We start from the raw sequence: 25,608 nt of genomic DNA on the forward strand, positions 1-25,608 counted from the left end.
CCGGCCCGGAAAGGAACGACCATGACCGACCTCCGCCTCGGTGTCCTCGGCTACGGACTGCGCGGCTCACTCGCCCGTACGGCCCACCGCCCCGACGCCGGCTCACGGGTCACCGCCCTCGCGGAGCACGACGCACGGGCCCGGGCGGAGGCCGCCCCCGCCTTCCCCGGCGCGCGGATCTCCACCGACCACCGCGACATCGTCGAGGACCCCGACATCGACGCCGTCCTCGTCCTCACCCCCGACCACACCCACGCCGACCTGGCCTGCGAAGCGCTGAAGGCCGGCAAGCCCGTCTTCGTCGAGAAGCCCCTCGCCGTCGACATCGAGAGCTGCGACGCCATCCTGCGCACCGCCCACGAGACGGGCACCCGCCTCTACGTCGGACACAACATGCGCCACATGCCCGTGGTCCGGCTGATGCGGGACGTCATCGAACGCGGCGAGATCGGCACGGTCAAGACGATCTGGGTCCGTCACTTCGTCGGCTACGGCGGCGACTGGTACTTCAAGGACTGGCACGCCGAACGGCGGTACACGAACGGGCTGCTGCTCCAGAAGGCCGCCCACGACATCGACGTCCTCCACTGGCTCGCCGGCGGGTACGCGGAGCAGGTGCAGGCGCTGGGCGACCTCATGGTCTACGGCGACAACCCGCACCGCCGGGCCCCCGGCGAACCCAAGCCCGACGACTGGTACACGAAGGACGGCCACTGGCCGCCGCGCACCCAGCGCGGCCTCAACCCGGTGATCGACGTCGAGGACGTGTCCCTGGTCAACATGCGCCTGGACAACGGCGTCCTCGCCGCCTACCAGCAGTGCCACTTCACCCCGGACTACTGGCGCAACTACACGGTCATCGGCGACGCGGGCCGGCTGGAGAACTTCGGCGACGGTCCGGGCGGGGCGGTCCGGGTGTGGAACTCCCGCCGCTCGGGCTACCGGGAGGAGCCGGACGCCGAGTACCCCGTGCCCGCGGCGGAGGACAACGCCGGGCACGGCGGCGCGGACCCCCTCCTCGTCGACGAGTTCGTCCGCTTCGCCCGCGACGGCGGCCGCACCGACACCTCACCGGTGGCCGCCAGGATGTCCGTGGCGGCGGGTGTCCGAGCGACCGAGTCCCTGCGTACGGGAGGCACGCCCCGAGCGGTCCCGGCCCTCGACCCCGAACTGATCGCGTACTTCGCCCGGGGCCAGAGCCGTTGACGTCGTGGTTCGGCCCGTCCTCGGCCACGAGGCTCCGCAGACGAGCGAGGTCCTGTTCGGTGGTGCCGGAGGGGCGGAGGACGGCGTTCCAGCCGTCGACCACTCGGCTCTGTAGGTGTGGCCGTGGCCGTAGGGTACCCCCGTGGCGAACGGCAGGTCGGCCGTGACCTGCCAGAACGTCACGAACGGGACCCAGGACGTCGTTTCGAGGACGTCGTCGCCGGGGCCTCGCCGATCCGGGCCGATTCGTCGTACAGCAGCTGAGGCCCGGGCAGGGTGCAGGGTGCCTGCACTTTTTCTCGAACGCGATTCGAGATCGTATCAGCTGTTTTGTCCCGCGGAGCTGTGCCCGGAACGGCCGAAGGCGAGGTCGAGGAGGCGTCGCCAGTCCACGGGCGGTGCGGGGACGACGACGCCGGGGCGGTCGCGCGGCACCAGGACCCGCAGGGCGCCCGGGCGCAGGGTGCACACGACGGGCGTGGGCAGGCGCAGCGCCTCGCCGTCCACCGCCACGGGGATCTCGTCCGTACCGGAGTCGTCCGCATCGGGGTCGTCCGTGACGGCATGGTCCGTTTTGGATGCGTCCGTGGCGGAGGCGTCCGGACCGGGGTCGTTCGGGTCGGGATTGCGCGTGGCGGAGGACACCTCGACCCGTCGGGCGGTCGTGACGGTCAGTCCGGTGGACTGCGAACCGCGCACGGCGAGATCCGCGGCCTCCGCGGCGCCCTCCACCCGGATCCCCAGCACACCCAGCTCGCCGTCGTCGAGACTGGGCCGGCGCGCGCCGCCGCTCAGGACGTCGGGCGAGGTGTACGCGTTGTTGCTGACCAGGAGCGCCTGCTGGGACGTCAGCGGCGCACCGTCGATCCGTGCGTCGAGCCGCCGCATCCCTTCGCCGACCAGCAGGTCCGGCATGAGGGTCAGGGCCGTGCCCGCCTTGTCGTCGCGGTACTCGGGGCGCTGTACGACATCGGCGTAGACACCGAAGGACACGGTGTTGACGAAGGCCCGGCCCGCGACGTCACCGAGGTCGATCCGGAGCTCCTCGCCGTCCGTCAGCGCGTCGAGGCAGCGGGCCGGGTCGGACCGGTCGAGCCCGAGGTCCATGGCGAAGTGGTTGCGGGTGCCGGCCGAGATGACGAGGAACGGCAGGTCGTGTTCGGCGGCGACCGCCGCGACCAGGGCCTGGGTGCCGTCACCGCCGGCGACGCCGAGCAGGTCCGCTCCCTCGGCCACCGCCTCGCGAGCGAGCTCGGCCACGTCGGCGGGGGCGGAGGGATCGAGGACGAACACCCGGGCGCCCAGAGCCTCGGCCCGGTCGACCAGCCCGAAGCGGCCGACCTTCCCGCCGCCCGACTTCGGGTTCATGATGAGGAACGCGCGCTGGGGCCGGGGGGTGGCGACCGCCCGTTTGGAACGTCGGGGACGTGCCCTGCGCAGCGCGGCCCGGGCGAAGGCCAGCGCCAGGCCCCAGCACAGGACCAGCGCCAGCGCCGTCTGCCACAGACCGTCCCGCGCGTAGAGCACCACGACGCCGACCGGCGCGGCGATGGCGACGAGGGCCCCGAACAGGCGGACCACGCCGCGGTGCGCCAGGAACCACCACACGCCCGCGACACAGACGACGAGTCCGAGCAGTCCGGCCCCGACGACCACAAGGCCGCCGTCGCCGATGGTGAGCACCAGCACGACCAGGGAGCCGATCGCCGCCAGCACGGCCAGACGCGCGAGGAGCCGTGCGCCGGCATCCGCGCCGGAGCTCGTCGTCCGCGTCCCACCCCTGCCGTCCTGGCCCATCCCGTGTCCCGCCTCTCAGCCCGGTCCGTGCCCCCAGCGTTCACGCTCCGAGCCCGGCGGGCATCCCTGCGGGGCCGCGCGGGTGAGGCTCCTCGCGGGCCCGGTGGCGCGAGGCCGTTCGAGGCGGGCCTGAGGAACGGAGGGGCGGGATCGCGTCGGCCCTTGGTGCGGACGCGGTTCGCGGGCGCCGGGGAGCTTGTCCTGTGGGCCCTGGGGCAGTCCACGAGGCCCGCTTGGTCGATCCCGTTGCGGACGGGGACGGGGTGGCCGTCCGAAGCCGCCGTGCGCTGCCGCCCTTGGTGGGCCGTGCGGCGATCAGTGCCGGATCGGCCGGCCCCTGACGGGCGCGGTGGGCGTTCCGGTACTGCGCGACGGCGACGGCGGACGGGCCGGTACTGCGCGACGGCGGACGGGCCGGCGCGGGGCGCCCCGCACCGGCCCGTCCGCCGTGCTCGTCGTACTCGCCGGCGCTTGTCTCCCCGGCTTCAGGACTCCGTCGGCCGGGGGGCCCGTCGTTCGGCGACGAGGTACGCGATGCCCGGCAGGGTCAGCAGGGCGGAGCCCCACAACGGCAGCAGGAACAGCGTCTCCTCGCCGACCAGCTTCTTCGTGAGGAACATGACCGGCAGTCCGACGACGAGCGCCACGATCCAGCCCTTGCCGAAGCCGAGGGTGCCTCGGCGCAGTTCGAGGACCACGGTGACGGCGCCGATGCTCAGCCAGAAGGCCAGCCGCCCGGCGTCGATGTCCACGACCGTCGTCCAGTGGACGAGGTGCGACATCAGCAGCAGCCCGCCCACGACGAACGGAACCAGCGCCGCCATCCTCGCCACGCGCCGGTGCAGCGGCATCCGCGCCCTGGCCCAGGACGCGGCGAAGGCCTTGACGTCGCGGCCGACGACCTCCTGGGGGGTGCGGCCGGCGGCCGCGGCGTCCTCCAGATGGGCGGTGAGCTCGGCGAGCATCTCCCGGACGGATGCGTCGTCGATGCCCCGGTACTCCCAGTTGCTGCGGCAGACCGCGAGCACGCGCTCGTTCGTCATGGTGTCGGTTCCCCCGTGGGTCGTTCGGTCTCGGTCGTCTCGGTGGGCTCCGTTCCGGCCGCGCCGGCGAGAATCCGGTCGGCCTGGGTGGTGAACCCCCGCCACACGGCCCGCCCGTGGTCCAGTTCGGCCCGTCCGGCCCCGGACAGCCGGTAGTACTTGCGCGGTGCCCCGCCACTGGACGACGGGGCGCGGAACGATTCCACGAGTCCCGCGCGCTCCATCCTGGCCAGGAGGGGATAGATGCTTCCCTCGCTCACCAGTTCAAGCCCGCTCTCCGTGAGCGCCTCCACGAACTCATAGCCGTAACGCGGCCGTTCGGCGATCAGAGACAGCAGGCACAGGTCGAGCACACCGCGCAGAAGCTGGCTGCGCCGTTGATCACCGGCCGTCGACAGCTCCTTTGTCATGCGGTACATGATAGTCGCCGATTATCTTGCGCCGCAAGAGACTCGGGGTTGTCACACCCCTTCCCTAGGCTCGTCCCATGAGCGTCTCTCTCTACTACTCCGCCCGCCGGACGACGCCGCTGACGGCCGTCGAGTCGGCCGCCGTCGCGCGCGTCGTCGCCGCCCACGAGTCGTCCTTCCCCTATCGGGACCAGGAGAGCCTCTGCCTGTACAGCGGTGATCGCACTCCGCCGGACGAGATCGTGGCCGGATCCACGAAGATGCCCCTCGACCTCGGGCGGCTCCTGCCGGTGATCGTCCATGTCCTGGACTCCGTGACCGAGTTGCGCCGTGCTCTGCCGGGAGCGACGTGGCACGTGCACCTGGACGACCTCGACGTCCCCTGGGACGAGAGCGAAGGCTACGCACTTCCCGGCATGCGTGACGCGGACCTGGCGGCCGAGCTGGAAGGTCATTGACCTGGTGGGTACGCGGCAGACGGCCACGACCTCCCGGCCGCGCTCATCGCCCGGAACCGGTAGCCACCGGCGTGAGTGACCCACATCACTTTCTCCGTCCCCCGGCTTTCCGTTATCGACGGCGCGCCCCAGGCTCTCCCAAGCGCAAACATCTCCAACGGACGGGACGGTCGGCGTGCGGCAGAGCACAGGAATCGAGCGGGACACGGAGCTGGTCCTGGCGGCACGGAACGGTGACCCCTGGGCGCGGGACCAGCTGATCACCGCCCACCTGCCCCTGGTCCACACCACCGTGGCGCTGGCCATGAACGGTCGTCACGGTGTCGAGCACGTCGAACACGTCGTACGGGAGACGATGCTCCGCGCCCTCGACGGGCTGGACACCCTCACCGACCCCGGCGTCTTCCGGCCCTGGCTGGTCGCGATCGCCGTGGACGGGATCCGGCGGCACCGGCACGCACAGCCGGCCGGCTACGCGTTCGGGGACGGCGCGGCCGCCGTCCCCCTGCCCGCGACGGGCCATGCGTACGAGATCACCGAGGCGGCCCGCTGGCTGGACCCGGACGACGGTGAACTGCTGGCGTTGTGGTGGCAGGAGTGCGCGGGTGAACTGACCCGGTACGAGACGGCGGCCGCGTTGCGCTGGTCGGCCGAGGAGACGGCGGCTCGGTTCGAGGCGGTACGGGCTCGGCTCGAAGCCGCCCGGGTCGTCGCCGGTGCCCTGGCCGGGAACCCGACCTGCCACTTCCTCAGCCACCAGGCGGCGGACTGGGACGGCCGACCCTCCGCCCCGTGGCGCGAGCACCTGGCCCACCACACCCTCACCTGCGCGCACTGCGCCCCGCGCTGGAGCGGACTGGTCCCGGCGGAGGTAGCCCTCGCGGCCACGCCGCCCGGGTCTGTGGCCCAGGCGGGCGAGGCCGCTGGGGGACCCGCGACGCCGACCACCTCCTCCGCCTTCGCCCCCGACCGGCACGGCACCCCGGGCGGGTACACCACCACCTCCTCCGACACCGACTACGACTCCGCATCCGGCTCCGACCCCTATCGCGCGTCGGAGTTCGGCGAGTTCCGCGAGTTCCCCGAATTCACCGAGATCGCCGACACGGCCGCCACGGCCGACCTGACGGAGCCGTACCTCCTGGCCGGATCCGGACTCTCGGAGCACGGCCACCCCCACATACCCCGGCACGCCCCCGCCTCCTCGGCGCCGCGGCGGAGTGGCTCACGTGCGGCGCTTCGGCGCCGTCGCCAGACGCAGGAGCGGAGCCGGCGCAGGGCGGTCATCGCGGCCGGTGTCGTGGTCATGGCGGTCACGGGCGGGGCGTTCTCGCTGTACGGAGGGCGTGGCGGGGACGACGACCTCCTCGAAGCGAACCGTCTGACGGCCCCGGGCCTGGACCTGCCGCTCACGCAGGATCCGTCCACCCACTCCGGCTCCCCGTCCGCGGCAGCGACGAGCCCCACCGCCTCGCCGTCCGCGTCCAAGACCGCCACCGCACGTCCCTCCACGTCGGCGTCGCCCAGCGCGCGGACCACGACCGCGGCGCCCCGCCCGGTCCGTACCACCGAACCCGCCCAGGTGAAGACGACCCCGCCCCGCACCACGGCACCCACGCCCGGCACGAGGCCGACCCGCCCCGGCACGGGCGACGGCTCGGGCAATGGCACGGGCACGGACGGCGGCAGCGGTACCGGTACAGGTGCAGGTAAGCAGAACGACCAGGGTCAGAGCTCGGCAGCCGATCAGGTCATCGCCCTGGTCAACGCGGAGCGCGCCAAGGCGGGCTGCGGCCCGCTGACCGCGAACGCGACCCTGACCAGGGCGGCTCAGGGCCACTCCGACGACATGGCCGCGCGCGACTTCTTCGACCACACCAACCCCGACGGCGACGGTCCGGGGGAGCGGGTGACGGACGCCGGATACCCGTGGTCGACCTACGGCGAGAACATCGCCATGGGCCAGAGCAGCCCGGAACAGGTCATGGACTCCTGGATGAACAGCCCGGGCCACCGTGCGAACATCCTCAACTGCTCCTTCAAGGAGATAGGCATCGGCATTCACTCCGAGGGCGGTCCCTACTGGACCCAGGTCTTCGGCGCCCGCTGACCCTGCCGCCCCCACGCACGGACCCGGCCCCGGTCACCAGGTGGTGGGGCCGGTGAGTTCGGTGACGGGCCCGCGCCGGGCGTGGGGGAGGCCGAGGCGGTCTCGGGCGTGGTGGACGGCGGCGAGCTGCTCGATCGCGGACGGGCCCCAGTCGAAGAGATCAAGGGCCTGTTCCGGGGTCGTCAGGATCCGGAGGTACGTACGGCCGGTGGCTGGATCCACGGCCGGCGGACCGAGCCGGGTGAGGGCGGCGGCGTAGCGGACCCGGGCGCACGGTTCTTCGGTATCGGAGAGGTACCCGACGTACAAGGCACCGGACAGCTCGGCGGCGGCTTCCTCGGCGGTCTCGCGGCGCAGAGTGGCCTCCGGGTCGTCGTGGTCCTGGGCTTCGGGCGTGCCACCGGGGAGGCAGGCGGCGCCGGTGTCGGGTTCGAGGAGGACGAGGACACGGCCGTCCGGGGCGAAGGCCCAGACCCAGGACTGGCGGACCACCAGCCGGTCCGGCACCGGTGCGGCATGGAAGGGGTAGTGGTGCCGGGCCCGGGCGGTGCGCAGGACGCCGGCGGTGTCGAGTACGGAGGGGGCGATCGGGTGACCGTCCTCCAGGAGCACGGCGCCACCGGCGTCGATGCGGGCGCGCAGCGCCGCGAGGGCGCGGCGGGCATCGCCCGGCGCGAGCAGGCCCGGCAGGTCGGCGGGCTCGACGAACTCGATGCCCGTGATCTCTCGTTCGGGCAGCCGGACGGCGGCGATCCGGTCGTCGCTCCAGGTGCCACCGTCGAAGACGTGCAGGATCTCGCCGGGAAACCGCAGGGGGGCCGATGCGTCGAGGCCGCGGGCGGGAACCCAGTCGACGGCCAGGCCGCGGTCGACGGTCGCGGTGATGCCGAGTTCCTCGTGCAGTTCGCGTGCGGCGGCGTGGGCGGGCGACTCGCCCTTGTCGACGGCGCCGCCCGGGAGGAGACAGGTGTCGCGGTAGTCGACGTGCTGGACCAGGACCTGCCCGCGCTGGTCGGTGATCAGCACCGAGCTCCCGACCCAGAGAGCGGCCGAAGCACGCAGGGCCCCGTACTCCTCGTCGGTCATCGCCGTTCCCGCCGACTCGTCGGGCGTGGAGGTCGTCGTCATCGTTCTCCGATCTCAGTGGGTGTGTCCGTCCGCGCGGGTCCGCGCCGGTCGGCGCCGGTCCGTGACGGACGTTCCGGTGGCCGGGCCTGCATCAGGGGACGCGCCGATGCGGGTCGCCCGGTCACCTCGACCTGCCTGCCGGACGTCGGTTTCGTGGGTGTCATGAGAGGGCTTGGTCCTCACCGAGGTACTTGCTCGGCTCGCCGGTCGGGTCCTTGGGCTGGGTCGGGACAGAAGGGGCCACGAACTGGCGGGCCTGCAGCTCGTACGCCTCGCGGAAGGCGCCCGTGCCGGCGGCGGGGTCCATGAGTTCGGCGAAGGTGCCGTTCTCGACGACCCGGCCCTCGTCGAGGACGTAGATCAGGTCGGCATGACGCACGCTGTGGAGGCGGTGGGTGATCAGCACCACCGTCTGGCCCGAGCCGGCCAGTTCGTGGATCTGGTCGAACACCCGCTGCTCCGCGGCCGGGTCGAGCGCGCTCGTGGGCTCGTCGACGATCAGGACGGCGCCGTCGCGGTACCGGGCCCGGGCGAGGCCGATCTTCTGCCACTGTCCCCCGGAGATCTCCTGGCCGCCCTTGTAGCCGCGGGCGAGCAAGGTGTCCAGGCCGCGCGGAAGGCCGCTGACGACCTCGTCGGCCCCCGCGTACGCGGCGGCGGCCTCGACCGCCGTGCCGTCGATCACGCCGGGTCGGCCGATGCCGATGTTGACGCGGGCGGTGAAGGGCCAGCGGTAGAAGTCCTGGGCGACCATCGCGACCCGGTCGAAGAGCTGGGCGCGATCGGCCTCGGTGGTGCTCACGCCTCCCCACAGGACCCGGCCGGCGTCGGGGAGCCGGGCTCCGCTCAGCAGACGTACGAGCGTCGACTTCCCGCTTCCGTTTCGGCCCACGAGGGCCACGGTCCTGCCGCGCGGGATGACGAGGTCGACATCCCGCAGCGACGGCTCGTCCGCTCCCGGGTACGTGAAGGTCACCTTCTCGAACCGGATCTCGTCGGGCCGCTCGGGCAGATCGCACCCGCCGGTCGGGATGGCGCGCCGGACGGCTTCCTCGCACAGGGTCTCCAGATCGGCGACGAACAGAGCCTCCTCCTGGACATCGGTGACCCTGAGCACGAGGTCGGTGATGCTCGCCGAGCCGGTGCGGATCGCCAGCACGGCCGTACCCGCCACGGCGAGGTCCATCTGCCCGTCCCACAACAGCAGTCCGAGAACCCCGTAGGCCGCCACGGTCGCGATCCCGCGCGCCGAGTCCGCGAACAGGCCCGTGCGCGCGCCGATCCAGGCGAGCCGGGTCTGCTCCCGTTCGCTGGTCTCCGCCATCTGCCGGAAGTGCTGGAGGAGGAACGGTGCGACGTCGTGGACCCGGACCTCGGCGGCGGCCTGCTGGTCGATCAGGAGGCGGCTGATCAGCTGGGCGGCCCGCACGTGCTGGACGAACCGGTGCCAGCTGACGTACCGGTGGCGTGCCATGGTCAGCGATCCCCACGCGCTCGGCAGCGCCATGCCGATCAGGAGCGGGAGGAGCGCCGGATGCAGCACGGTCAGGACGCCGGCCGCGGCGATCAGGGAGATCGCGGAGGTGACCACGGCCGTGCAGTACACGACCATCCGCCGGGCCGACTCGGCCCCCCATTGGGCCGAGTCCATCAGCTTGTGGAACGAATCGTCCTCGATCGCTTCCAGCTCCACGCGTGCGACCAGGCCGAGGTAGCGCTCCGTGGCGGCCCTCTGGACCTTGGGCTCCAGGATCCCGGTCGCCGCCGTCGAGGCCGACTTGCAGGCCGAGCCGATCACGGCGAGGACGGCGACCAGGGTGAGCGACGGCAGCGCGGCCCGCAGCCGGCCGGTGATGTCTCCCGGAGCGAGCAGCTCGACGAGCAGCGTGTTGACCGCGATCAGGGAGACGGCCTGCGCGACCCCGCGGAGGATCTCGCCGATGGCGACCGTGGCGAGCGCCCGGCGGTCGGCGCGGTGGGCCAGCCGGACGGCGACGGCGACCTGCCGGGGTAGCGAGGCCGCCATCGCCCGAAGGCTGAGCTTGAGCCAGGCACCGTTGTGGGTGCCCCACCCGTAGTCGTAGGTGAGTTCGCCGCCGAAGAGCAGCTGCTCGGAGGGCGACGGGCCGTCGGCAGCCGTCGGTGGCGGGGTGCGCATGGTGGCCTCCAGAGCGAGGAATCGGGCTGTCGTGGGGCTCAACGAGGACCTTCGGCGTGTCGAACACATGTGTTTCGGACGTGGCACGAATCCCATGGGTGGGCGAATGTGCGTTCGTGTCGGGTACATCGACCCCTGCGGCACGGGGATCGGCGCGTGCGGCGGGCGTGGCCGAAACAGGGCTGCCTTCGATGCGGACGCGGACGCGGACACGGACACGGGCAGGGGCGCGGGCACACGGACACGGGCGCAGACACGGGCAGGGGTGCGGGCGTAGGCGCGGACACGAACACGCCGTGGTCGCGCAGGAACTGTCGATTCCTCTCACGTTGTGCCCATCGGGCGGCATGCCCTCACATTTTGTGTAACTTGAGGGCGCGCGCCGCCTTGTCGGTTGTGCCTGGGGGAGGGGAGACCTGAGATGCCGGTGGCCATGGTCGGAGCGGTACGGAGCGCACACAGGAACAAGCAGCGGTTCGAGAAGCTCACGCAGCGGCGCAAGAAGCTGGAGCGGCACATCCGGCAGGAGAGCGAGGCGCAGGACACGCGCCGTCGAACTGCCTACGACGAGGCTCTGGTTCCCTTCCAGCAGGTCTTCGCGCGGCTCAAACAGGTGGACCTGGCGGAGCTGGCGCCCGTGGACCCCTCCGATGCCGGCGTATCGGACGTGGCGCTGCGCGAGCTGCAGCACGTGGCGCTCACGGCGGTGGCCTCGCTCGCCGGGGGCGCTGCCGCCGGCGCGGGTGTGGGGGCCGTGACGTACGTGGCGGTGGGGGCCTTCGCGACGGCGTCGACGGGTACGGCGATTTCAGGGCTTTCCGGGGCGGCGGCCACCAGCGCCACCCTGGCCTGGCTGGGCGGAGGGTCCTTGGCGGCCGGGGGTGGCGGGGTCGCGGCGGGCACGCTGGTGATGACCGCCCTGGTGGCCGGCCCGGCGCTGCTCGCGGCGGGAGTCCTGCTGGAGTGGCGCGGCCGCGCGGCGAAGGACGAACAGCGGGCGTTCGCCCGTCGGCTGGCCGAGGCCGACCGGGAGCTGAGGAAGGCCCGGACGGAGCTGTCGGCGGTGTTCCAACGCAGCCGCGAGATTCGCCTGGTCCTCAACGACCTGGGCCGGGCCATGCAGACCCGACAGGCGGCCTTCGCCGAACTGGTGGAACGCTGCGACGACTACGCGTCGTACGGTCCCGGCGCACGGGCCTTGACGAAGGAGATGTTCGACCTCGCCGTGGCCACGGTAGCGGTGATGGGGGCGCCACCGGCCGGTGAGGACGGCTGCGTCAGCGAGCTCTCGGGCCGGGTGGTCGCCGACGCCCGGGTACGGCTGGCGGCTCTGGAAGCGGCAGTGTGAGCGACACGGAGGGGGCCGTGGGAGCCGACGAGGCGGCGTTCACCACTCCGCCCACGAAGCCGTTCACCGCGTCATCAACCGCTCCGCCCGCTGAGCCGTCCACCACACGGTGGGCGGCCGCCGTCGCGTGGTGGGCGGCGGATTCGGCCACCCGCGGGTTCGCCGCCGCGACGATGGAGACGTTGGACACCAGGGAAACCGTGCAGCGCCTCGCCCGCCGCTACGGCGCCATCGCCAACGCCCAGCGGGCCGGCCATCTCTTCGAGGTGGAGCACGCGCTCTCGTTCAATCAGGCCGCGGCCCGGGCGGGATCCGGCGTGCGGGCGGTGGTCACGGAGTGGGCGGCCGGAGGGTCCTCCACGGCTGCCGCCGACATCCTGCTCGTCGAAGGGACACAGACGGTCGGTCAGGTGCAGGCCAAGCTGATGGATTCGGTGTACGGCACCGGATACCAGATTCGCCGCGGCCACTACACGGGGATGACGCGCCTGGTGGCCGGGGACCGATGGGCCGCCGTCGACAGCCTCCTAGAGCGGCGCCTCGCCATGAACCCGGACGGGCTCGGCTTCGCCGACTACGCCGACGCCCGCGCGCACCTCGGCGATTCCATCGCGTACGGCGACATCGCCTCGAAGCCGGTGGATCTGGCCGACGCCCACCGCCATGCCGTCGACCCCGAGAAGTGGATGCGCGGCCAGGTACGCAGGACGGTGGGCCGGGAGGCCGCCACGGCCGCCGCCACCGGGGCGGCGGCAGGCGCCGCGGTCTCCGCCGCCATCACGGCCGCCGGGCAGCTCGGACGTATCCGGGCCGGGGAGACGTCAGCCGCCCAGGCCGCCGTCACCGCGGCCGCGGCGGCGGCCCGCGACGCAGCCCGTTCAGGCTCCCTGGCGGGCCTTGGCTCGCTGGTCCGCACCGCGGGCCGCGCGGGTCGTCTGCCTGCCGCCTTCGGCGGCGGCGAGCTCGCGACCGCCACCGCGACGGCGGCCTTCGCTGTCGCCGAAGCCGGCCTCCAGCTCGCGCAAGGGCGCATCGACGGCCAGGAGTTCGCCGCGCGGAGCGGCGAGGCCGCCCTGCGTGCTTCCCTCACCTGGGCCTGCGGCGCCGTCGCCCAGAGCGTGATCCCCGTCCCCGTCGTCGGAGCGCTGGTCGGCGGGCTCGTGGGCCAGGCCGCCGGGACCGTCATCGTCCAGGGTCTGCAGGCGGCCGTCGTCATCGCCCGGGGCACCCACAGCCCCGGGACGCACTCTCTCGAACACGAACTCCTCGCGGCCTCCCTGACCACCGGCCTGCTGGCCACCGCATCCGCCTCACTGGGCCCGAGCACCCGCACCGGCACCACCGTGCTGCCCGGGCTCACCCCTGTCCGCGACCACCTCACCGGCACCGACCCCGCCCGCGCCCTGTTCTCCTTGGCCGCTGTCACCGCCGAGCACGCGGGTGTCCCCCTCCACCTCACCCCTGAGGCGTTCGACGCCTGGATGGTCGTCCCCGAGGATGTCCCCCTCGTGCTGGACCCCAACTGGTGAGATTGCAGGGTGGGTTGTGAGGCGTGTGGCTTGAGGGGCGCGCGGAAACGGCACGTGCCGCCCTCCCCGTCCCGGCCCTATGGTGTGCGCGCGTCCGCGGCTCCATGATGGACGGGGCGCAATGCCTGCCGAGTGGAGGTCGTTCATGGATCCCTTGTCCCTCGCCATCGCCGGGGCCCTCGCGGCCGGGGTCGCCACCGGAGCGGGTGAGTCCGCCGGAGCGGCCCTGCCCACGCTGTGGCGGCGCGTCCGGGAGCGCTTCGCGGGTCGCCAGGTCGTGCCCGAGGCGGAGGCCGAGATCGCGACCGCGCTGGACGAGGAGTTCACGCGGGACCCGTCGTTCCGACAGGAGTGCGAGACGCTGTGGAACCAGGCGGCCGCCGGTGGCGTCGCCAACTCCTTTCACGGCCAGGCGAAGAACGTCGTGCAGACAGGCGAGATCCATGGTGGTCTGACGATGGGGTGATCCCGCTCCGTCCTCACACCGCGCCTCTGCCCCCGTTTCCGCCCCAGCTCCGGTTTCCGCCCCATCCTCCGCCCCCGTGCACGGACGGCAGGGGCATGTCCGACGTGATGGCCCAGCGCTCGTGGTCGCGCCACACGCCGGCGATCCTGATGAAGCCCGGCGAGAGGCCCTCCCTCCGGAAACCGAGCCGGCGGACCAGTTCGAGGGAGGTCTTGTTCTCCGGCTGAATATCGGCTTCCAACCGGTTCAGTCCCATGACTTCGAACGCATAGTGCACGGCCAGCGCCACTCCGGCGGACATGTATCCCTGTCCTGCATGGGAAAGGAACACGGCATACCCGAGAACGCCCCGCTGATAGGGGCCGCGCACGATGCCGTTTATGTTGATCATTCCCACGAGGTCGCCCTGGTCTTTACGGGCAATCACCATGCAGGCGGCATTCACCTGGTCGGATCGAGCCACGTAGGAGGCGAAAACGTTCGACGTACGGGGCAGTTCCACCCACGGATGGTGGAACTCCGCACTCTCACGCGCCAGTTCCAGGAACCTCGGCTCGTCGGTTGCGACCACCGGCCGTAGCACGATCTGTGACACCCGATCACATTCGTTGCGCACGCTGCCGATTGTACGACAGCCTCCCGGGGAAAGGCATGGGAGAGACGAGGGACAGCAGGGCGTCTCGCTGCTAGCCTGGTATGCCCAGTGGGTCCATTCGCAGACCTGAGCACTCTCGAGCACTCTCGATCGGCCATCATCTCCAGCCGCAGTGGAAAAGGTGACCATGAGCGACATCGAACCTCTCGGGCGTCCGCTTCCCGACCTCAGGAATGTCTCGCTGGCAAGTCTCGTCGCGGATCGCGCCGGTCTGGTCGCGGAATTCCGCATTCACGTCGTCACCCCGGAGACCCCCGTCCGGATGGCGGCGTTCAACTCCGAAATCGGTGGGGACAAGTGCCTTCCTTCATCGACCAGTACGTCCTGAAGGTCCACGGCGCCTGCGATCTGGCCTGCGACCACTGCTATGTGTACGAGCACGCGGACCAGAGCTGGCGGACGAAACCCCGGACCATGAGTCCGACCGTCGCGGAACAGGTCGCGAAGCGCATCGCGGAGCACGTGGAACGGCACGCGGTACCCACGGTGCGCCTCACCCTCCACGGAGGCGAACCGCTCCTCCTCGGCGTCGAGCGCCTGCACGAGCTGATCCGCACGTTCCGCACCGTCCTGGACGGTGTCGTCCAGCTCGGCCTGCACATCCAGACCAACGGCGTGACGCTCAACAAGACGTTCCTCGACCTCTTCGCCGCCTGGGGTGTGCAGGTGGGCGTCTCGCTCGACGGCGACCGGGCCGCGAACGACCGGCACCGTCGGTACGCGAACGGCCGCAGCAGCCATCCCGCGGTGCTGCGCGGTCTGGCCCTGCTGCGCCGCCGGGAGTTCCGCCATCTCTACGGCGGGATCCTCTGCACCGTGGACGTCGAGAACGACCCCATCGCCGTGTACGAAGCGCTGCTGGAACAGGCGCCGCCCCACCTCGACTTCCTGCTGCCGCAAGCCACGTGGGCGCACCCCCCGCCCAGGCCGAGCGGGGCACCCGCGCCGTACGCCGACTGGCTCGGCCGTATCCACGCACGCTGGATCGCCGACGGCCGCCCCGTGCCGATCCGTCTGTTCGACGCCCTCACCGCGGCGGCCTGGGGCGGTCCGAGCGGCAGCGAGGCCGTGGGACTCCGGCCCGTCGCCCTCGCCGTCGTGGACACCGACGGATCATGGGAGCAGGCGGACTCCCTCAAGACCGCCTACGACGGCGCCCCGGCGACCGGCATGTCCGTCTTCACGCACAGCGTGGACCACGTCGCCGCCCATCCCGGGGTGGCCGCCCGCAACCAGGGGTACGCGGACCTGTGCGCCACCTGCCTGGCCTGCCCCGTGGTCCGCGTCTGCGGGGGCGGCCTCTACGCCCACCGCTTCCGCCCCGGGAACGGCTTCGACAACCCGTCCGTGTACTGCGCCGATCTGAAGCGGCTGGCGTCGGAGATCCCGGCGGCGCGGATGCGGGGAATCGCGGTTCCGCACGACGCCGGTCCCCGTACCAGTGCCAGTGCCAGTGCCGCCCCGGATCCCGCCCCGCCCCCCGTCCATCAGCTGCCCGAGGGCGCCTTCGACGGGTTCGCCGAAGGCGCGGGGACCGTCCAGGGCACGCAAGCCCTCGCGGACATGCAGCTTTCACTGACCAGGGCCCTTGTCGCGGGTCTTGACCCGGGCGACGGCGGCACATCGGACCTGGCGGCGGCGGCTGCTCTCGGGTGGCAACTCCTCGTAGAGCTGGACGGCAGCCATCCGGCCGAAACCGCTGAAGTCCTGCGCCATCCGTTCGTACGGACGTGGGCCCGGGCCCAGGCGCTGCGCAGCGAGGCCCCGGCAGGCGCGGGCCACGGGCCGCCGGCCGACGCGGGGGACGGAGCGCGCGACCTGGCACACCTCGCCGGCGTCGCGGCGGCCGCAGCCTGGCGCGCAGGCGTCCCGACGCGGCTGCTGCTCCCCGTACGGGACGGACGCGCGCACCTGCCGGGCCTGGGCGCGGTGCGGGTGGAACAGGCGGGGACCACGGCGGAGGTGAGCGTCGGGGGGACCGACCGGCTGCCCCACCGCTGGATCGGCGTCAGACGCCTGACCACACCCCGGCTGCCCGTCGCCCTGGACGACCTCGACCCCTACCGTGCCCCTCCCACCGACGACATCGCCGGGCACGCCGCCACGGCCCACCCCACGGCCGTCGACCGTCTCTCCCCCCGGCAGTGGACGGCCTGGCAGGTCGCACTCAGCCGGGCCGGACGCGAGTTGAACCTGCTCGTACCGGATTACGCCGCGCCGCTACGGACGGCGATACGGGCCGTGGTCCCCCTGCAGCCGCTGCCGGGGGACCGGCAGGCACGCGCCCTTCACCGGCGGCCGTCGTTCGGCGCGGCAGGTCTGGCGATGCCCACGGGAACCACCGACGTGGCGGCCGCGCTGCTCCAGGAGTTCCAGGGCGCCAAACTCGACGCGCTGATGGACGCGTACGTCTTCTTCGGCAACGGCGCGCCCGCCTTCCTCTCCGTGCCGTGGCAGACCGCCCCCGTACCGCAGGAGCAGGCGCTCCACGGCCTGTACGGCCAGGTCGCCCTGGCGGAACTCTGGCGCGCGCGTGCCGTCGGGCCGCCACGCCGTGAGCCGCCGACCGGTGCGACGCAGGGGAAGACGTTCCGTGGCCGGGACCGCATGCTGTCGGCACGGGCCGCCGCGGTCTTCCGCCGCCGTTTGGCGTGGGCCGACGCCGCCGTCGACGCGCTCGCTGCCGAGGCAGCGCCGGCCCCGGCCGGGGCGCGGTTCGTGGCCGGTCTGCGTACCGCGATCGACCGTCTGTCCGCGGACCAGGTCCCGACGACGGCGGTTCCCCGCCGTACGGCCACGGCACGAAGGGCGGGCTCGTCCGCGTGAACGCAGACAGCGCAGACAGCGCAAGCAGTGCAGGCAACGCAAGGAGCGCCGGCGACGCAGACAACGGGAGCAACGCCTTCGCCGGCCGCGCCACCCATGTGGTGCAGGCCGGGGTCATCTACGGTGGTGTGCACGGTGGCCGGGACGCCCCCTCGGTGCCGACCCTGCCGGTGCCGAGGCAACTGCCCCGAGTCGCGACCTGTTTCACCGACCGGACGGACCTCCTGGCCGCGCTGAACGCGGTCGCCGCCACCTCGAACGGGGTCGCCATGATCTCGGGGACGGCGGGGGTGGGCAAGAGCGCGCTCGCCGTCCACTGGGGACATCAGGCGAGGGACCTGTACCCGGACGGCCAGCTCTACGCGAACCTGAGGGGCTACGACCGGCTCGCGCCCCTTGCGCCCGAGGAGGTCCTCCACGGGTTCCTCTCGGCCCTGGGCGCCCCCGCGGACCGGGTGCCAGGCTCGCTGGACGCCATGTCCTCGCTCTTCCGCTCCCTGCTCGACGGGAAGCGGGTGCTGCTCGTCGCGGACAACGCGGGAAGCGCGGACCAGGTACGGCCGCTGCTTCCGTCCGCGCCCGGTTGCTTCACGATCGTCACGAGCAGGAGCAGGCTCGGGGCCCTGACCGCCGTGGACGGCGCCACGCCCGTCGCGATGCGACCGCTGGACACGCCGGACGCGGTGGAGCTGTTCCGCCGGCTGGCGGGCGACGACGAGGCGGAAGGCGTGACCGGGGACGGAGTGACCAGGCTGGTGCGGCGCTGCGGCCGCCTCCCGCTCACCGTCCGGATCGCCGCCCAGCAAGCAGGCGCCGGCACGAGTCTGGGTGAACTGATCGAAGAGCTGGAAGGCGACGGCCTCCGGCTGGAATCGCTATCGATGTCGGACGAGCGAAGCGGAGTGCGCACGGTGTTCTCGTGGTCCTATCAGCAACTTACCCCCGCCGGCGCCAGGGCGTTCCGGCTCCTCGCGCTGCACGCCGGGCCGGACTTCTCCGTGCCGACGGCTGCCGCGCTGATCGACCTGCCCGAGGCGCAGACCCGGCGGCTCCTGCGCGACCTCGTGGCGGTCAACATGCTGGAGGCGGCGGGACCGAGACGGTACGGCTTCCACGACCTGCTGCGGGACTACGCCCGGGAGCGGGTCGAGGCGGAGGAGCCCCCCGAGGCACGGGCCCAGGCGCTGGGCCGCGAGCTGTCCCACTATCTGCGGATGGCGGACGCCGCGGACCGGGTCCTGGTGCCCGAGCGCCAGCACGTACCCCTCGAACGCCACGCGGACGGCGCGAACACACCGTTCCCGGGGCCCGAGGCGGCCCTCGCGTGGTGCGACTCCGAACTGCCGAGCCTGGTACCCGCCGTGGGCCAGGCGGTGGAGCTCGGTCTGGACGACGTGGCCTGGAAGCTGCCGGTGGCGCTGGTGTACTTCCTGCGGCTGCGGCGGCACGACACCCACCGGCGGGCCCTGTCGGACACCGCCGTGCGGGCCGCCCGCCGTCTGGACGACCAGTGGGCCGAGACCTGGAGCCTCATCTGTGTCGCCGGGGCGGAGTCGGACATGGGGCTCCACGAGGACGCCATGCGCCACTTCACCGAGGCGCTGAGGATCAGCCAGGCCATCGGCGACAGCCATTGGCAGGCGAACAGCATCTACAACATCGCCTGGACGCTCCGCCTCATGGGGCGCTACGAGGAAGCGCTGGAACGCCAGCGGGAGGCGCTGCCGATCCACCGGAGCATCGGCGACCGGCGGGGCGAGGCGATCACGCGGACCGAGATGGCCGCGTCGAGCCTGGCCCTCGGCCGGCCGACCGCGGCGTTCCAGGAGTACGAGCGGGCCCTGGACGGTGCCCGGGTGACGGCCGACCTGCCGACGCAGGCCAAGTCCCTGCACGGGCTGGGCGATGTCTGCCGGACGGTCGGCCGTACCGACGAGGCGATCGGCTGGTACGAGCAGGCGGTCGACGTACGACGGCGCGTCGGCGACCTGCTCGGGCTGGCCCGCTCGCTCGACCGGCTCGCCGAACAGCTCGTCACCGTCGGTCGCGCGGCCGACGCCCAGGAGGCCTTGGTCGAGGCGGTCGCGATCCTCGATTCGCTCGGAAACCCGATGGCGGAGGAGGTACGACTCCGTCTCGTGGCATTCGACCACGGCACGGAGCCCGGGGACCGGCCGGCCGACCCGCTGACCGACGGTGTGTGACGGCGCACCGACGCCGGACACCGAACCGACCGGACACGGAACGGACCGGACACGGAACCGACCGGACACGGAACCGAGCGGCGCGGGCGTAGGGCGGGCGGAAGGCGGGCGGCTCACCCCCTGGCGATCTCCTTCCCCGCCGCACCGAGGCGGGCCACCGCCTCGGTGACCGCCTCGGCGGACTTGCAGAAGGCGAAGCGGGCCAGCCACCGCGGGGCGTCGTCGCGGTGGTGGAAGGCGGAGCAGGGGATGGCCACCACTCCGGCGCGTATCGGCAGGTCGCGGCAGAACTCCACGTCGTCCGTGTAGCCCCAGCCCCGTACGTCCGCCAGGACGAAGTAGCCGCCCTCACCGGCGAGGGTGGGCAGTCCGGCCGCCTCAAGCCCGTCCCGCAGCAGGTCGCGGCGGCCGGACAGCTCCTCGCGCAGTTCGGCGGTCCAGCCCTCGACGTCCCACAGCGCCCCGGCCACGGCGGCCTGGAAGGGAGTGCCGGCGGCGAAGGTGACGAACTGTTTGACGGAGAGGAGGGCGTCCACCAGCGGGGCGGGGCCGCAGGCCCAGCCGATCCGCCAGCCGGTGACGTTGAACGTCTTGCCCGCCCCGGAGACGACGAGGGTGCGTTCCCGCATGCCGGGCAGGGCGGCGATGGTGCGGTGGCGCCGCCCGTCGTAGGTGAGGTGCTCGTAGACCTCGTCGGCGACGACGATCACCCCGTGCTCCTGGCACAGGGCGGCGACCACGGCGAGTTCCTCGTCGGTGAAGACCTTTCCGGTCGGGTTGTGCGGGGTGTTGAACAGCAGCACCCGGGTGCGCGGCCCGAACCCGGCCCGTAGCGCGGCCTCGTCCAGGGCGAAGCCGTCGTCCCCCGAGGCCAGGGGTACGGTCACCAGCCGGGCGCCGGCCAGGTCGGCGCAGGCGGAGTAGGCGTCGTAGCAGGGGTCGAAGGTGAGGACCTCGTCCCCCGGATCGCAGAGGGCGAGCAGGGCTGCCGACAGGGCCTCGGTGGCACCGGCGGTGACGACCACCTCGGTGTCCGGCCGGTACCGGACACCGGTGGTGCGCCGCCGGTAGGAGGCCACGGACTCGCGGAGCTCGGGGAGCCCGGCCGCCGGGGAGTACTGGTTGAGGCCCTTCGCCACGGCCGCGGTGACCGCGGCCGTCAGGGCGGCGGGGGCGGCCATGGCGGGCGCCCCCTGCCCCACGTCGACGGCCCCGGTACGGACGGCGAGCTCCCGCATCTCGCTGAAGACCGAGGGCCGGAAGTGCTGGATGCGGAGGGCCCGGTCACGGACGGGAACCGGCGGGCGGGAGGCGTCGTGCACGTGTCCGGGGCCTCTTTCTCGTGTGTTCCTTGGGGTCGTGCCGGGCGTCGAGGCGGGCCTGCTAGCCCTGTGCCAGCTCCGCGGCGATGGTGTCCCCGTGGTACCAGGGGTTCCCGGCGGCCTCGGAGATCAGGTTCCGCGAGTCGGTGTCGTAGACCCGGCCGAGGTCGAGGGTGAGGTACTGGATCAGCTCCAGCGCGGTGAAGTACTTCCGCATGAAGGTGGGCTGGTCCAGCGCGACGGTGGTGACCTCGATGTTGCGGTTCTGCGGCAGGTCGCTGGTCAGCAGCCGGATCAGGTTCGCCATCTTCTGCTTGGTGTACTCGTCGTCCTCGTCGTCCTGCAGGATCAGGACGCTGTGCTTGCGCGAGGGGTCGGAGAGGGTCGCGACCTCGCTGTGGCAGAACTCGTGGAAGTAGTTCCGCGTGGCCGGGACCATCGCGATCTCGTTGAGGTGCATCTTGGCCAGCTTCAGCAGGCTCTCGTGCCACTTGGGGGATGCCAGCATGATGACGTTGGCGCCCTCGCTGCGGGCCGCGGCCGCGCGGGCGAGCTCACGGTGGGCGGGGGTGAAGTCGCGCTCCAGGTGATCGGGGAGCGCTGCCACCTCGGCGCGGAAGTCCTGGGAGATCAAGCCCAGTTCGTAGAACATGTCGAGGAGGATCGCGAAGTACTGGCCGACGTGGAACAGCGGGTACTCGCGATCCGGCTCGCTGAGCTGCCAGCGGGCGATGGAGACGCCGTGCTCGGTGCCCAGATCGCCGAGCTTGCCACCCGAGGTGAGCAGCAGCACCCGGTCGTGGGCGTGCGCGAGGCGGTGGAAGACGTGCAGGGGCTCGGTGGAGTGGCCGCTGTAGGAGCTGAGGATGACGAGCGTCTGCTCGTCCTCGATGACGGACTCCGGTATGAGGTAGCGGAAGTCGTAGTCGTTGAAGACGTGGAATTCCAGCTCGGTGTCGACGGAGGTGAAGAAGGCCCGGACGACATCGGAGACGATGGCCGAGCAGCCCATGCCGGTGAAGACGACACGCTTGAAGTGCCCGTTCTTCATTCGGTCGCGGAGTGCGGGAGTGATCTCGGCGATCGAGTACTCCTCCGGCTTGCGGAAGCCGCCCCGGTACTGCTTGGTGAGAAACTCCTCGTACCGATCGATACGCGACTGCATGGGGTGTTCCCTTTCGACTGTCCGTGTGGGGGAGGTGCTGAGGGTGAGAGGGATCTTCGGTCCGGCGGTTCGCGTCGCTACCACATGAACTGGCCGCCGTCGACGATGAACTTCTGGCCGGTGATGTAGGCGGCCTTCTCGCTCACCAGGAACTCCAGGGCGTCGGCCATCTCCTCCGGGCTGCCGATCCGGCCCTGCGGGATCTCGGCCAGCAGCCGGTCCCGGTATTCCTGTTCGTCCGTGCGGAAACGCGTGCGCATCTCCTCGGTGTCGATCATTCCGGGGATCAGGGAGTTCACGCGGATGGCCGGGGCGAGTTCCAGCGCCAGGCATTTGGTGAGGTGCAGCAGGCCGGCTTTGCTGGCGCAGTAGTTGGCTCCGTTGAGCCGCGGCCGGATGCCGGTGGTGGCGGCCACGTTGACCACAGATCCGCCGCCGGCCGCCAGCATGGCCGGGGCCAGAGCCCTGGTCATGTAGAAGGGGCCGGACAGATTGGCCGAGAGGACCTGGTCCCAGTCCGAGGTGGTCATCTCCAGGAACGGTCCGTCGATGTTGCGGCCCGCGTTGTTGACGAGCACGGACGGGGTGCCATGGGCATCGAGGACGAGCTCCGCGACCCGGGCGACGTCGTCGGCGTCGGACACGTCCGCCCGTAACGCCGTGAATCCGGCGCCCAGTTCCTTCGCGGCGAGGTCGGCGGACTCCTGGTCGCTCCGGTAGAGGGCGACGACCCGGTAGCCCGTCGACACCAGCCGACGGCTGAGGCTCACCCCGATTCCCTTGGTGCCACCGGTGACGACGGCAAGGCGATCCTGCATGGAAGCTCCCTCGAACTGACGGCTGTTCGGGGATCACCCTTCACGGCGGGAGCGCGCGTATCCAGAACGTCGGCATGCTGGTACTCCGACTACCACTCCCGCCGACCGCCCGGCGGCACCCGCCGTGTGCTGCCCTTTCGCCGTCCGGGCGGCCCGTCGGCTCAGCCGGGTCGCTTGGCCATGACGACCAGACCCGGCCCGCTGTACTCCTCCGGAGGGAGCCGGAGTTCGGCGACCGGAAGCAGGCCCGCCCGCTCGATCAGGTCCACGATCTGTTCCGGCCGCCATCTGTGTGTCGTCCAGCGAACGGGCACACCTCCGTACGCCTCGGTCCGCACCGTGTCCTCGTCGCCGACGTGGGTGGCCATGATGAAGTGTCCGCCCGGCTTCAACGCGCGAGTGAACAGGGAGAGAACCTGAGGAAGGACGTCACGGGGGAGGTTGAACAGCGACCACCACCCGAGCACGCCGCCGAGGGACGCTTCGGCGAGGTCGAGGTCGGTTGCTGAGGCAACGCTGAAACGGCACTGCGGGTGCAGACGGCGCGCGTTCTCGATCATCCGGGGAGAGAGATCCACCCCGGACGCGTCGAGACCGCGTTCGGCCAGGTAGGCGGTGACCGTTCCGGGTCCGCAGCCGACGTCGAGGACGGGCCCGAGCCCGCCCACGCTGTCGGCGAAGGCGTCGATCGACGCCTTGTGCCATGGATGACGACGGATGTCGCCGATACCCGTCGTCGCCACCATGTCGGCGTAGTTGTCGGCCACTCGGTCATAGGACTCACGGACGACGTCGAGATCGGACGGGCGGTCGATGAGGTGTTCGCGCATCAGCCAACGATAGGGCCGCGCGCCGGCCGGGGGAGCGCGGCTATGGTCGACCGGACCGATGTGCGGCCCGGAATCGCCGTGGCCGACCGGATCACGCCGTTACGGGCATGCACTCGGCGAGAAGGCCGACGACATCGCGCCAGGCTCGCCGCGCGTGCCGTGCGTGGTAGCCGACGCCGGGGACCACGGCCTGGTCGACCGGCGGGTGGTGGAAGGCGTGCAAGGCGCCGCCGTAGACCACGAGTCGCCAGTCGACGCCCGCGGCCTCCATCTCGGCGGTGAACGCCTCCCGTTGCGGGGGCGGCATGATCGGGTCCTCCGACCCGACTCCGGCCCACACCGGGCAGCGGATGCGCGCCGCCTCGCCCGGGCGGCCCGTGGTCAGCGCGTTCACCGTCCCGATCGCGCGCAGGTCGACGCCGTCGCGCCCGAGTTCCAGCACGATCGCGCCCCCGGTGCCGTAGCCGACGGCGCCGATCCGGTCGGGGTCGGTCCGCGGTTCGGCGAGCAACACGTCCAGCGCCGCGTGGCCGATGCCCCGCATGCGGTCGGGGTCGGCGAGCAGGGGGGTCACCCGCGCCAGTATCTCCCCGGGGTCGGTGAACCAGCGGCCGCCGTTGATGTCGAAGGCCAGCGCCACGTATCCCAACTCGGCCAGGGTGTCGGCCCGGCGGCGCTGGAAGTCGTTCAGCCCCGGCCCTTCGGGCCCGACCAGGACCGCGGGCCGACGGTCGTCACCGGCCGGGAGCGCGAGGTGCCCGATCATCGTCAGGCCGTCGGCCGGGTACTCGACCGTGCGCGTGGTAACCGTACTCATGGGCCTGGATTGTAGTGATCGCCGAGTCCCGTCGGGCCGGTCTCCTCGCCGGCACGACAGCGCCGGTGCGCCTCTGACGTGCGGCGATGGCGCGCAGGATCCCTCTCAAAGCCAGGGTGCAGGAGGGGGTGTCGCCGTGACGGGCGACGAAGGGGCAGTGGGTCGGCGCCGTCGGACCGGCAGCCTTCCACGCGGTGTCGGGGGCCGCACTCGGGACCTCCCCAGGTGGCCGGAAGTGGCCGCCCCGGCCGGGCCGTGGACGTCGGTCGGCTTCCCGTCCGCGGACCACCGTTTCCGGATCCGGTCCATGTCGCCATTGCCGGTGCCTGGCCGGTCGCTCCACACCTGGCCGGATTCGCCTCCCGATTCTTTCCCATTCTTTCTGTATGCACCGTTCCTGATGGGACGACAGTCCACTGGCTGCGGTACATCGGCCCTGTCGCGCGCGCAAATATCCTCGTTTTCAGGCCACTTGAAGATGCAGGTGGTGCGATCCTCCGCTCTCAGCGAACGATTCGGCAGCCGTGCAGCCCCCGGCGTGAGTGCGTGTTAGCTTCGCCATATGTGAGGGTGGGGGGTGTTCACTCCCGCTTCGCTCACCGAATGGACGGAGCCCGGCCGGACCGGGACCCTCGCAAGGATGAGGAGTGAAATCAGATGGGCGCTCAGCAGTTCCCGCTCGCATCGCAGCAGATGCCGCCTTACGGCCTCGACGGATACGGTGACGCACCCGCCGGCGAGGCGGTGTACAACCGTCTTCTCAACGACCGGATCGTCTTCCTCGGAAAGGAAGTCGACGACGACATCGCGAACCGCATCACCGCACAGCTGCTGATGCTCGCAGCGGACCCGACCCGCGACATTTACCTGTACATCAATTCCCCCGGTGGATCGGTCACCGCGGGAATGGCGGTGTACGACACGATGCAGTACATCAAGAACGACGTCGTCACCATCGCCATGGGATTCTGCGCCTCCATGGGCCAGTTCCTGCTCACCGCCGGCGCGCCCGGCAAGCGCTTTGCGCTGCCCCACACCAAGATCCTGATGCACCAGCCCTCGGCCGGATTCGCGGGCACCGCCTCGGACATCAAGATCTACGTGGACCAGCTCAAGCGGACCAAGCTGGAGATGGCCGAGCTCATCGCCCACCACTCCGGCCAGAGCACCGAGACGATCACCCGCGACTCGGACCGCGACCGCTGGTTCACCGCGCAGGAGGCCAAGGACTACGGCCTGATCGACGAGGTCATGCAGTCGACGTCCGCCCTGCCCGGTGTGGGCGCGGTCGCGCCCCGCTAGCTCCCTCCCGCCTCCC

The 25,608-nt window shown here is 71.8% G+C and carries 21 protein-coding genes; 10 read left to right on the top strand and 11 right to left on the bottom strand.

All coding sequences use genetic code 11. From position 1 onward, the window contains the following. Positions 1-21: 21 nt before the first annotated feature. Positions 22-1,206 carry a Gfo/Idh/MocA family protein gene (locus OG514_RS29705; RefSeq protein ID WP_266900050.1) on the top strand — a complete coding sequence of 395 codons (1,185 nt, stop codon included), beginning with the start codon at positions 22-24 and terminating at the stop codon, positions 1,204-1,206. Positions 1,207-1,527: 321 nt separating this feature from the next. Here OG514_RS29705 and OG514_RS29710 read toward each other — a convergent pair whose 3' ends face one another. The 3 genes from OG514_RS29710 to OG514_RS29720 all read right to left on the bottom strand — a co-directional run bounded on the left by OG514_RS29710 (position 1,528) and on the right by OG514_RS29720 (position 4,456). Then, positions 1,528-3,003 (bottom strand): diacylglycerol kinase family protein, encoded by a 1,476-nt coding sequence (locus OG514_RS29710; protein ID WP_266900051.1) that lies wholly within the window; start codon positions 3,001-3,003, stop codon positions 1,528-1,530. Between the two features lie 485 nt (positions 3,004-3,488). Beyond that, positions 3,489-4,046 (bottom strand): hypothetical protein, encoded by a 558-nt coding sequence (locus tag OG514_RS29715; RefSeq protein WP_266900052.1) that lies wholly within the window; start codon positions 4,044-4,046, stop codon positions 3,489-3,491. After that, on the bottom strand, positions 4,043-4,456 hold the full coding sequence (locus OG514_RS29720) for a PadR family transcriptional regulator (RefSeq protein ID WP_266900053.1): 414 nt from the start codon (positions 4,454-4,456) through the stop codon (positions 4,043-4,045). The genes OG514_RS29715 and OG514_RS29720 overlap by 4 nt, the downstream gene beginning before the upstream one ends. Positions 4,457-4,533: 77 nt before the next feature. Here OG514_RS29720 and OG514_RS29725 point away from each other — a divergent pair, with 77 nt between their 5' ends. Together OG514_RS29725 and OG514_RS29730 are read left to right on the top strand one after the other, a co-directional pair. Beyond that, entirely contained in the window at positions 4,534-4,914 is a 381-nt protein-coding gene (locus OG514_RS29725; protein WP_266900054.1) for a hypothetical protein, read from the top strand. A 175-nt stretch (positions 4,915-5,089) separates the two neighbouring features. Beyond that, entirely contained in the window at positions 5,090-7,024 is a 1,935-nt protein-coding gene (locus OG514_RS29730; protein ID WP_266900055.1) for a CAP domain-containing protein, read from the top strand. A 33-nt stretch (positions 7,025-7,057) separates the two neighbouring features. Here OG514_RS29730 and OG514_RS29735 read toward each other — a convergent pair whose 3' ends face one another. Together OG514_RS29735 and OG514_RS29740 are read right to left on the bottom strand one after the other, a co-directional pair. Beyond that, on the bottom strand, positions 7,058-8,152 hold the full coding sequence (locus OG514_RS29735) for an NUDIX hydrolase (protein WP_266900056.1): 1,095 nt from the start codon (positions 8,150-8,152) through the stop codon (positions 7,058-7,060). 160 nt (positions 8,153-8,312) lie between these two features. Beyond that, positions 8,313-10,310: an ABC transporter ATP-binding protein gene (locus OG514_RS29740; protein WP_266900057.1), complete on the bottom strand. Its 1,998-nt coding sequence runs from the start codon at positions 10,308-10,310 to the stop codon at positions 8,313-8,315. 421 nt (positions 10,311-10,731) lie between these two features. On the opposite strand from OG514_RS29740, the gene OG514_RS29745 reads away from it, so the two are divergent. The 3 genes from OG514_RS29745 (at position 10,732) to OG514_RS29755 (ending at position 13,653) form a co-directional block, all read left to right on the top strand. Further along, a complete protein-coding gene (locus OG514_RS29745) occupies positions 10,732-11,658 on the top strand; it encodes a hypothetical protein (RefSeq protein WP_266900058.1) in 927 nt (308 codons plus the stop codon). After that, complete coding sequence (locus OG514_RS29750) at positions 11,655-13,187, top strand: hypothetical protein (RefSeq protein ID WP_266900059.1); 1,533 nt, start codon at positions 11,655-11,657, stop codon at positions 13,185-13,187. Before OG514_RS29745 ends, OG514_RS29750 begins: the two co-directional genes overlap by 4 nt. A 145-nt stretch (positions 13,188-13,332) precedes the next feature. Then, the gene (locus OG514_RS29755; RefSeq protein WP_266900060.1) at positions 13,333-13,653 is read left to right on the top strand and encodes a hypothetical protein; all 321 of its coding nucleotides are present in this window, start codon (positions 13,333-13,335) and stop codon (positions 13,651-13,653) included. Between the two features lie 13 nt (positions 13,654-13,666). Here the strand turns inward: OG514_RS29755 and OG514_RS29760 are convergent, their stop codons facing one another. After that, positions 13,667-14,269 (bottom strand): GNAT family N-acetyltransferase, encoded by a 603-nt coding sequence (locus tag OG514_RS29760; RefSeq protein WP_266900061.1) that lies wholly within the window; start codon positions 14,267-14,269, stop codon positions 13,667-13,669. A gap of 166 nt (positions 14,270-14,435) precedes the next feature. On the opposite strand from OG514_RS29760, the gene OG514_RS29765 reads away from it, so the two are divergent. From OG514_RS29765 to OG514_RS29775, 3 genes are read left to right on the top strand one after another with little or no spacing between them, the layout of a single operon-like run. Continuing rightward, positions 14,436-14,636 (top strand): hypothetical protein, encoded by a 201-nt coding sequence (locus OG514_RS29765; protein ID WP_266900062.1) that lies wholly within the window; start codon positions 14,436-14,438, stop codon positions 14,634-14,636. Next, the gene (locus OG514_RS29770; protein ID WP_266900063.1) at positions 14,606-17,134 is read left to right on the top strand and encodes an FxsB family cyclophane-forming radical SAM/SPASM peptide maturase; all 2,529 of its coding nucleotides are present in this window, start codon (positions 14,606-14,608) and stop codon (positions 17,132-17,134) included. Before OG514_RS29765 ends, OG514_RS29770 begins: the two co-directional genes overlap by 31 nt. Continuing rightward, positions 17,131-19,338 carry a tetratricopeptide repeat protein gene (locus OG514_RS29775; protein ID WP_266900064.1) on the top strand — a complete coding sequence of 736 codons (2,208 nt, stop codon included), beginning with the start codon at positions 17,131-17,133 and terminating at the stop codon, positions 19,336-19,338. The genes OG514_RS29770 and OG514_RS29775 overlap by 4 nt, the downstream gene beginning before the upstream one ends. A gap of 113 nt (positions 19,339-19,451) precedes the next feature. Here the strand turns inward: OG514_RS29775 and OG514_RS29780 are convergent, their stop codons facing one another. From OG514_RS29780 to OG514_RS29800, 5 genes are all read right to left on the bottom strand, one after another. Beyond that, entirely contained in the window at positions 19,452-20,660 is a 1,209-nt protein-coding gene (locus tag OG514_RS29780; RefSeq protein ID WP_266900065.1) for an aminotransferase class I/II-fold pyridoxal phosphate-dependent enzyme, read from the bottom strand. A gap of 61 nt (positions 20,661-20,721) precedes the next feature. Continuing rightward, positions 20,722-21,825, bottom strand: a complete 1,104-nt coding sequence (locus tag OG514_RS29785) for an SIS domain-containing protein (protein ID WP_266900066.1) — start codon at positions 21,823-21,825, stop codon at positions 20,722-20,724. Between the two features lie 77 nt (positions 21,826-21,902). Then, positions 21,903-22,643: an SDR family NAD(P)-dependent oxidoreductase gene (locus OG514_RS29790; RefSeq protein ID WP_266900067.1), complete on the bottom strand. Its 741-nt coding sequence runs from the start codon at positions 22,641-22,643 to the stop codon at positions 21,903-21,905. Between the two features lie 161 nt (positions 22,644-22,804). Then, on the bottom strand, positions 22,805-23,473 hold the full coding sequence (locus OG514_RS29795; protein WP_266900068.1) for a class I SAM-dependent methyltransferase: 669 nt from the start codon (positions 23,471-23,473) through the stop codon (positions 22,805-22,807). 91 nt (positions 23,474-23,564) lie between these two features. Beyond that, positions 23,565-24,290, bottom strand: coding sequence for a dienelactone hydrolase family protein (locus OG514_RS29800; protein WP_266900069.1), 726 nt, complete (start codon positions 24,288-24,290; stop codon positions 23,565-23,567). Positions 24,291-24,983: 693 nt separating this feature from the next. Here OG514_RS29800 and OG514_RS29805 point away from each other — a divergent pair. Further along, positions 24,984-25,592, top strand: coding sequence for an ATP-dependent Clp protease proteolytic subunit (locus tag OG514_RS29805; RefSeq protein WP_266901010.1), 609 nt, complete (start codon positions 24,984-24,986; stop codon positions 25,590-25,592). Positions 25,593-25,608 lie beyond the last annotated feature (16 nt).

Source organism: Streptomyces sp. NBC_00572 (assembly GCF_026341815.1).
GTDB lineage: Bacteria > Actinomycetota > Actinomycetes > Streptomycetales > Streptomycetaceae > Streptomyces.

Coding starts and splice junctions, on each gene's coding strand:
- OG514_RS29795 (WP_266900068.1), bottom strand. CDS start 23,473: ATGCGCGAACACCTCATCGACCGCCCGTCCGATCTCGACGTCGTCCGT.
- OG514_RS29800 (WP_266900069.1), bottom strand. CDS start 24,290: ATGAGTACGGTTACCACGCGCACGGTCGAGTACCCGGCCGACGGCCTG.
- OG514_RS29740 (WP_266900057.1), bottom strand. CDS start 10,310: ATGCGCACCCCGCCACCGACGGCTGCCGACGGCCCGTCGCCCTCCGAG.
- OG514_RS29705 (WP_266900050.1), top strand. CDS start 22: ATGACCGACCTCCGCCTCGGTGTCCTCGGCTACGGACTGCGCGGCTCA.
- OG514_RS29765 (WP_266900062.1), top strand. CDS start 14,436: ATGAGCGACATCGAACCTCTCGGGCGTCCGCTTCCCGACCTCAGGAAT.
- OG514_RS29710 (WP_266900051.1), bottom strand. CDS start 3,003: ATGGGCCAGGACGGCAGGGGTGGGACGCGGACGACGAGCTCCGGCGCG.
- OG514_RS29735 (WP_266900056.1), bottom strand. CDS start 8,152: ATGACGACGACCTCCACGCCCGACGAGTCGGCGGGAACGGCGATGACC.
- OG514_RS29725 (WP_266900054.1), top strand. CDS start 4,534: ATGAGCGTCTCTCTCTACTACTCCGCCCGCCGGACGACGCCGCTGACG.
- OG514_RS29785 (WP_266900066.1), bottom strand. CDS start 21,825: ATGCAGTCGCGTATCGATCGGTACGAGGAGTTTCTCACCAAGCAGTAC.
- OG514_RS29715 (WP_266900052.1), bottom strand. CDS start 4,046: ATGACGAACGAGCGCGTGCTCGCGGTCTGCCGCAGCAACTGGGAGTAC.
- OG514_RS29720 (WP_266900053.1), bottom strand. CDS start 4,456: ATGACAAAGGAGCTGTCGACGGCCGGTGATCAACGGCGCAGCCAGCTT.
- OG514_RS29755 (WP_266900060.1), top strand. CDS start 13,333: ATGGATCCCTTGTCCCTCGCCATCGCCGGGGCCCTCGCGGCCGGGGTC.
- OG514_RS29790 (WP_266900067.1), bottom strand. CDS start 22,643: ATGCAGGATCGCCTTGCCGTCGTCACCGGTGGCACCAAGGGAATCGGG.
- OG514_RS29745 (WP_266900058.1), top strand. CDS start 10,732: ATGCCGGTGGCCATGGTCGGAGCGGTACGGAGCGCACACAGGAACAAG.
- OG514_RS29805 (WP_266901010.1), top strand. CDS start 24,984: ATGCCGCCTTACGGCCTCGACGGATACGGTGACGCACCCGCCGGCGAG.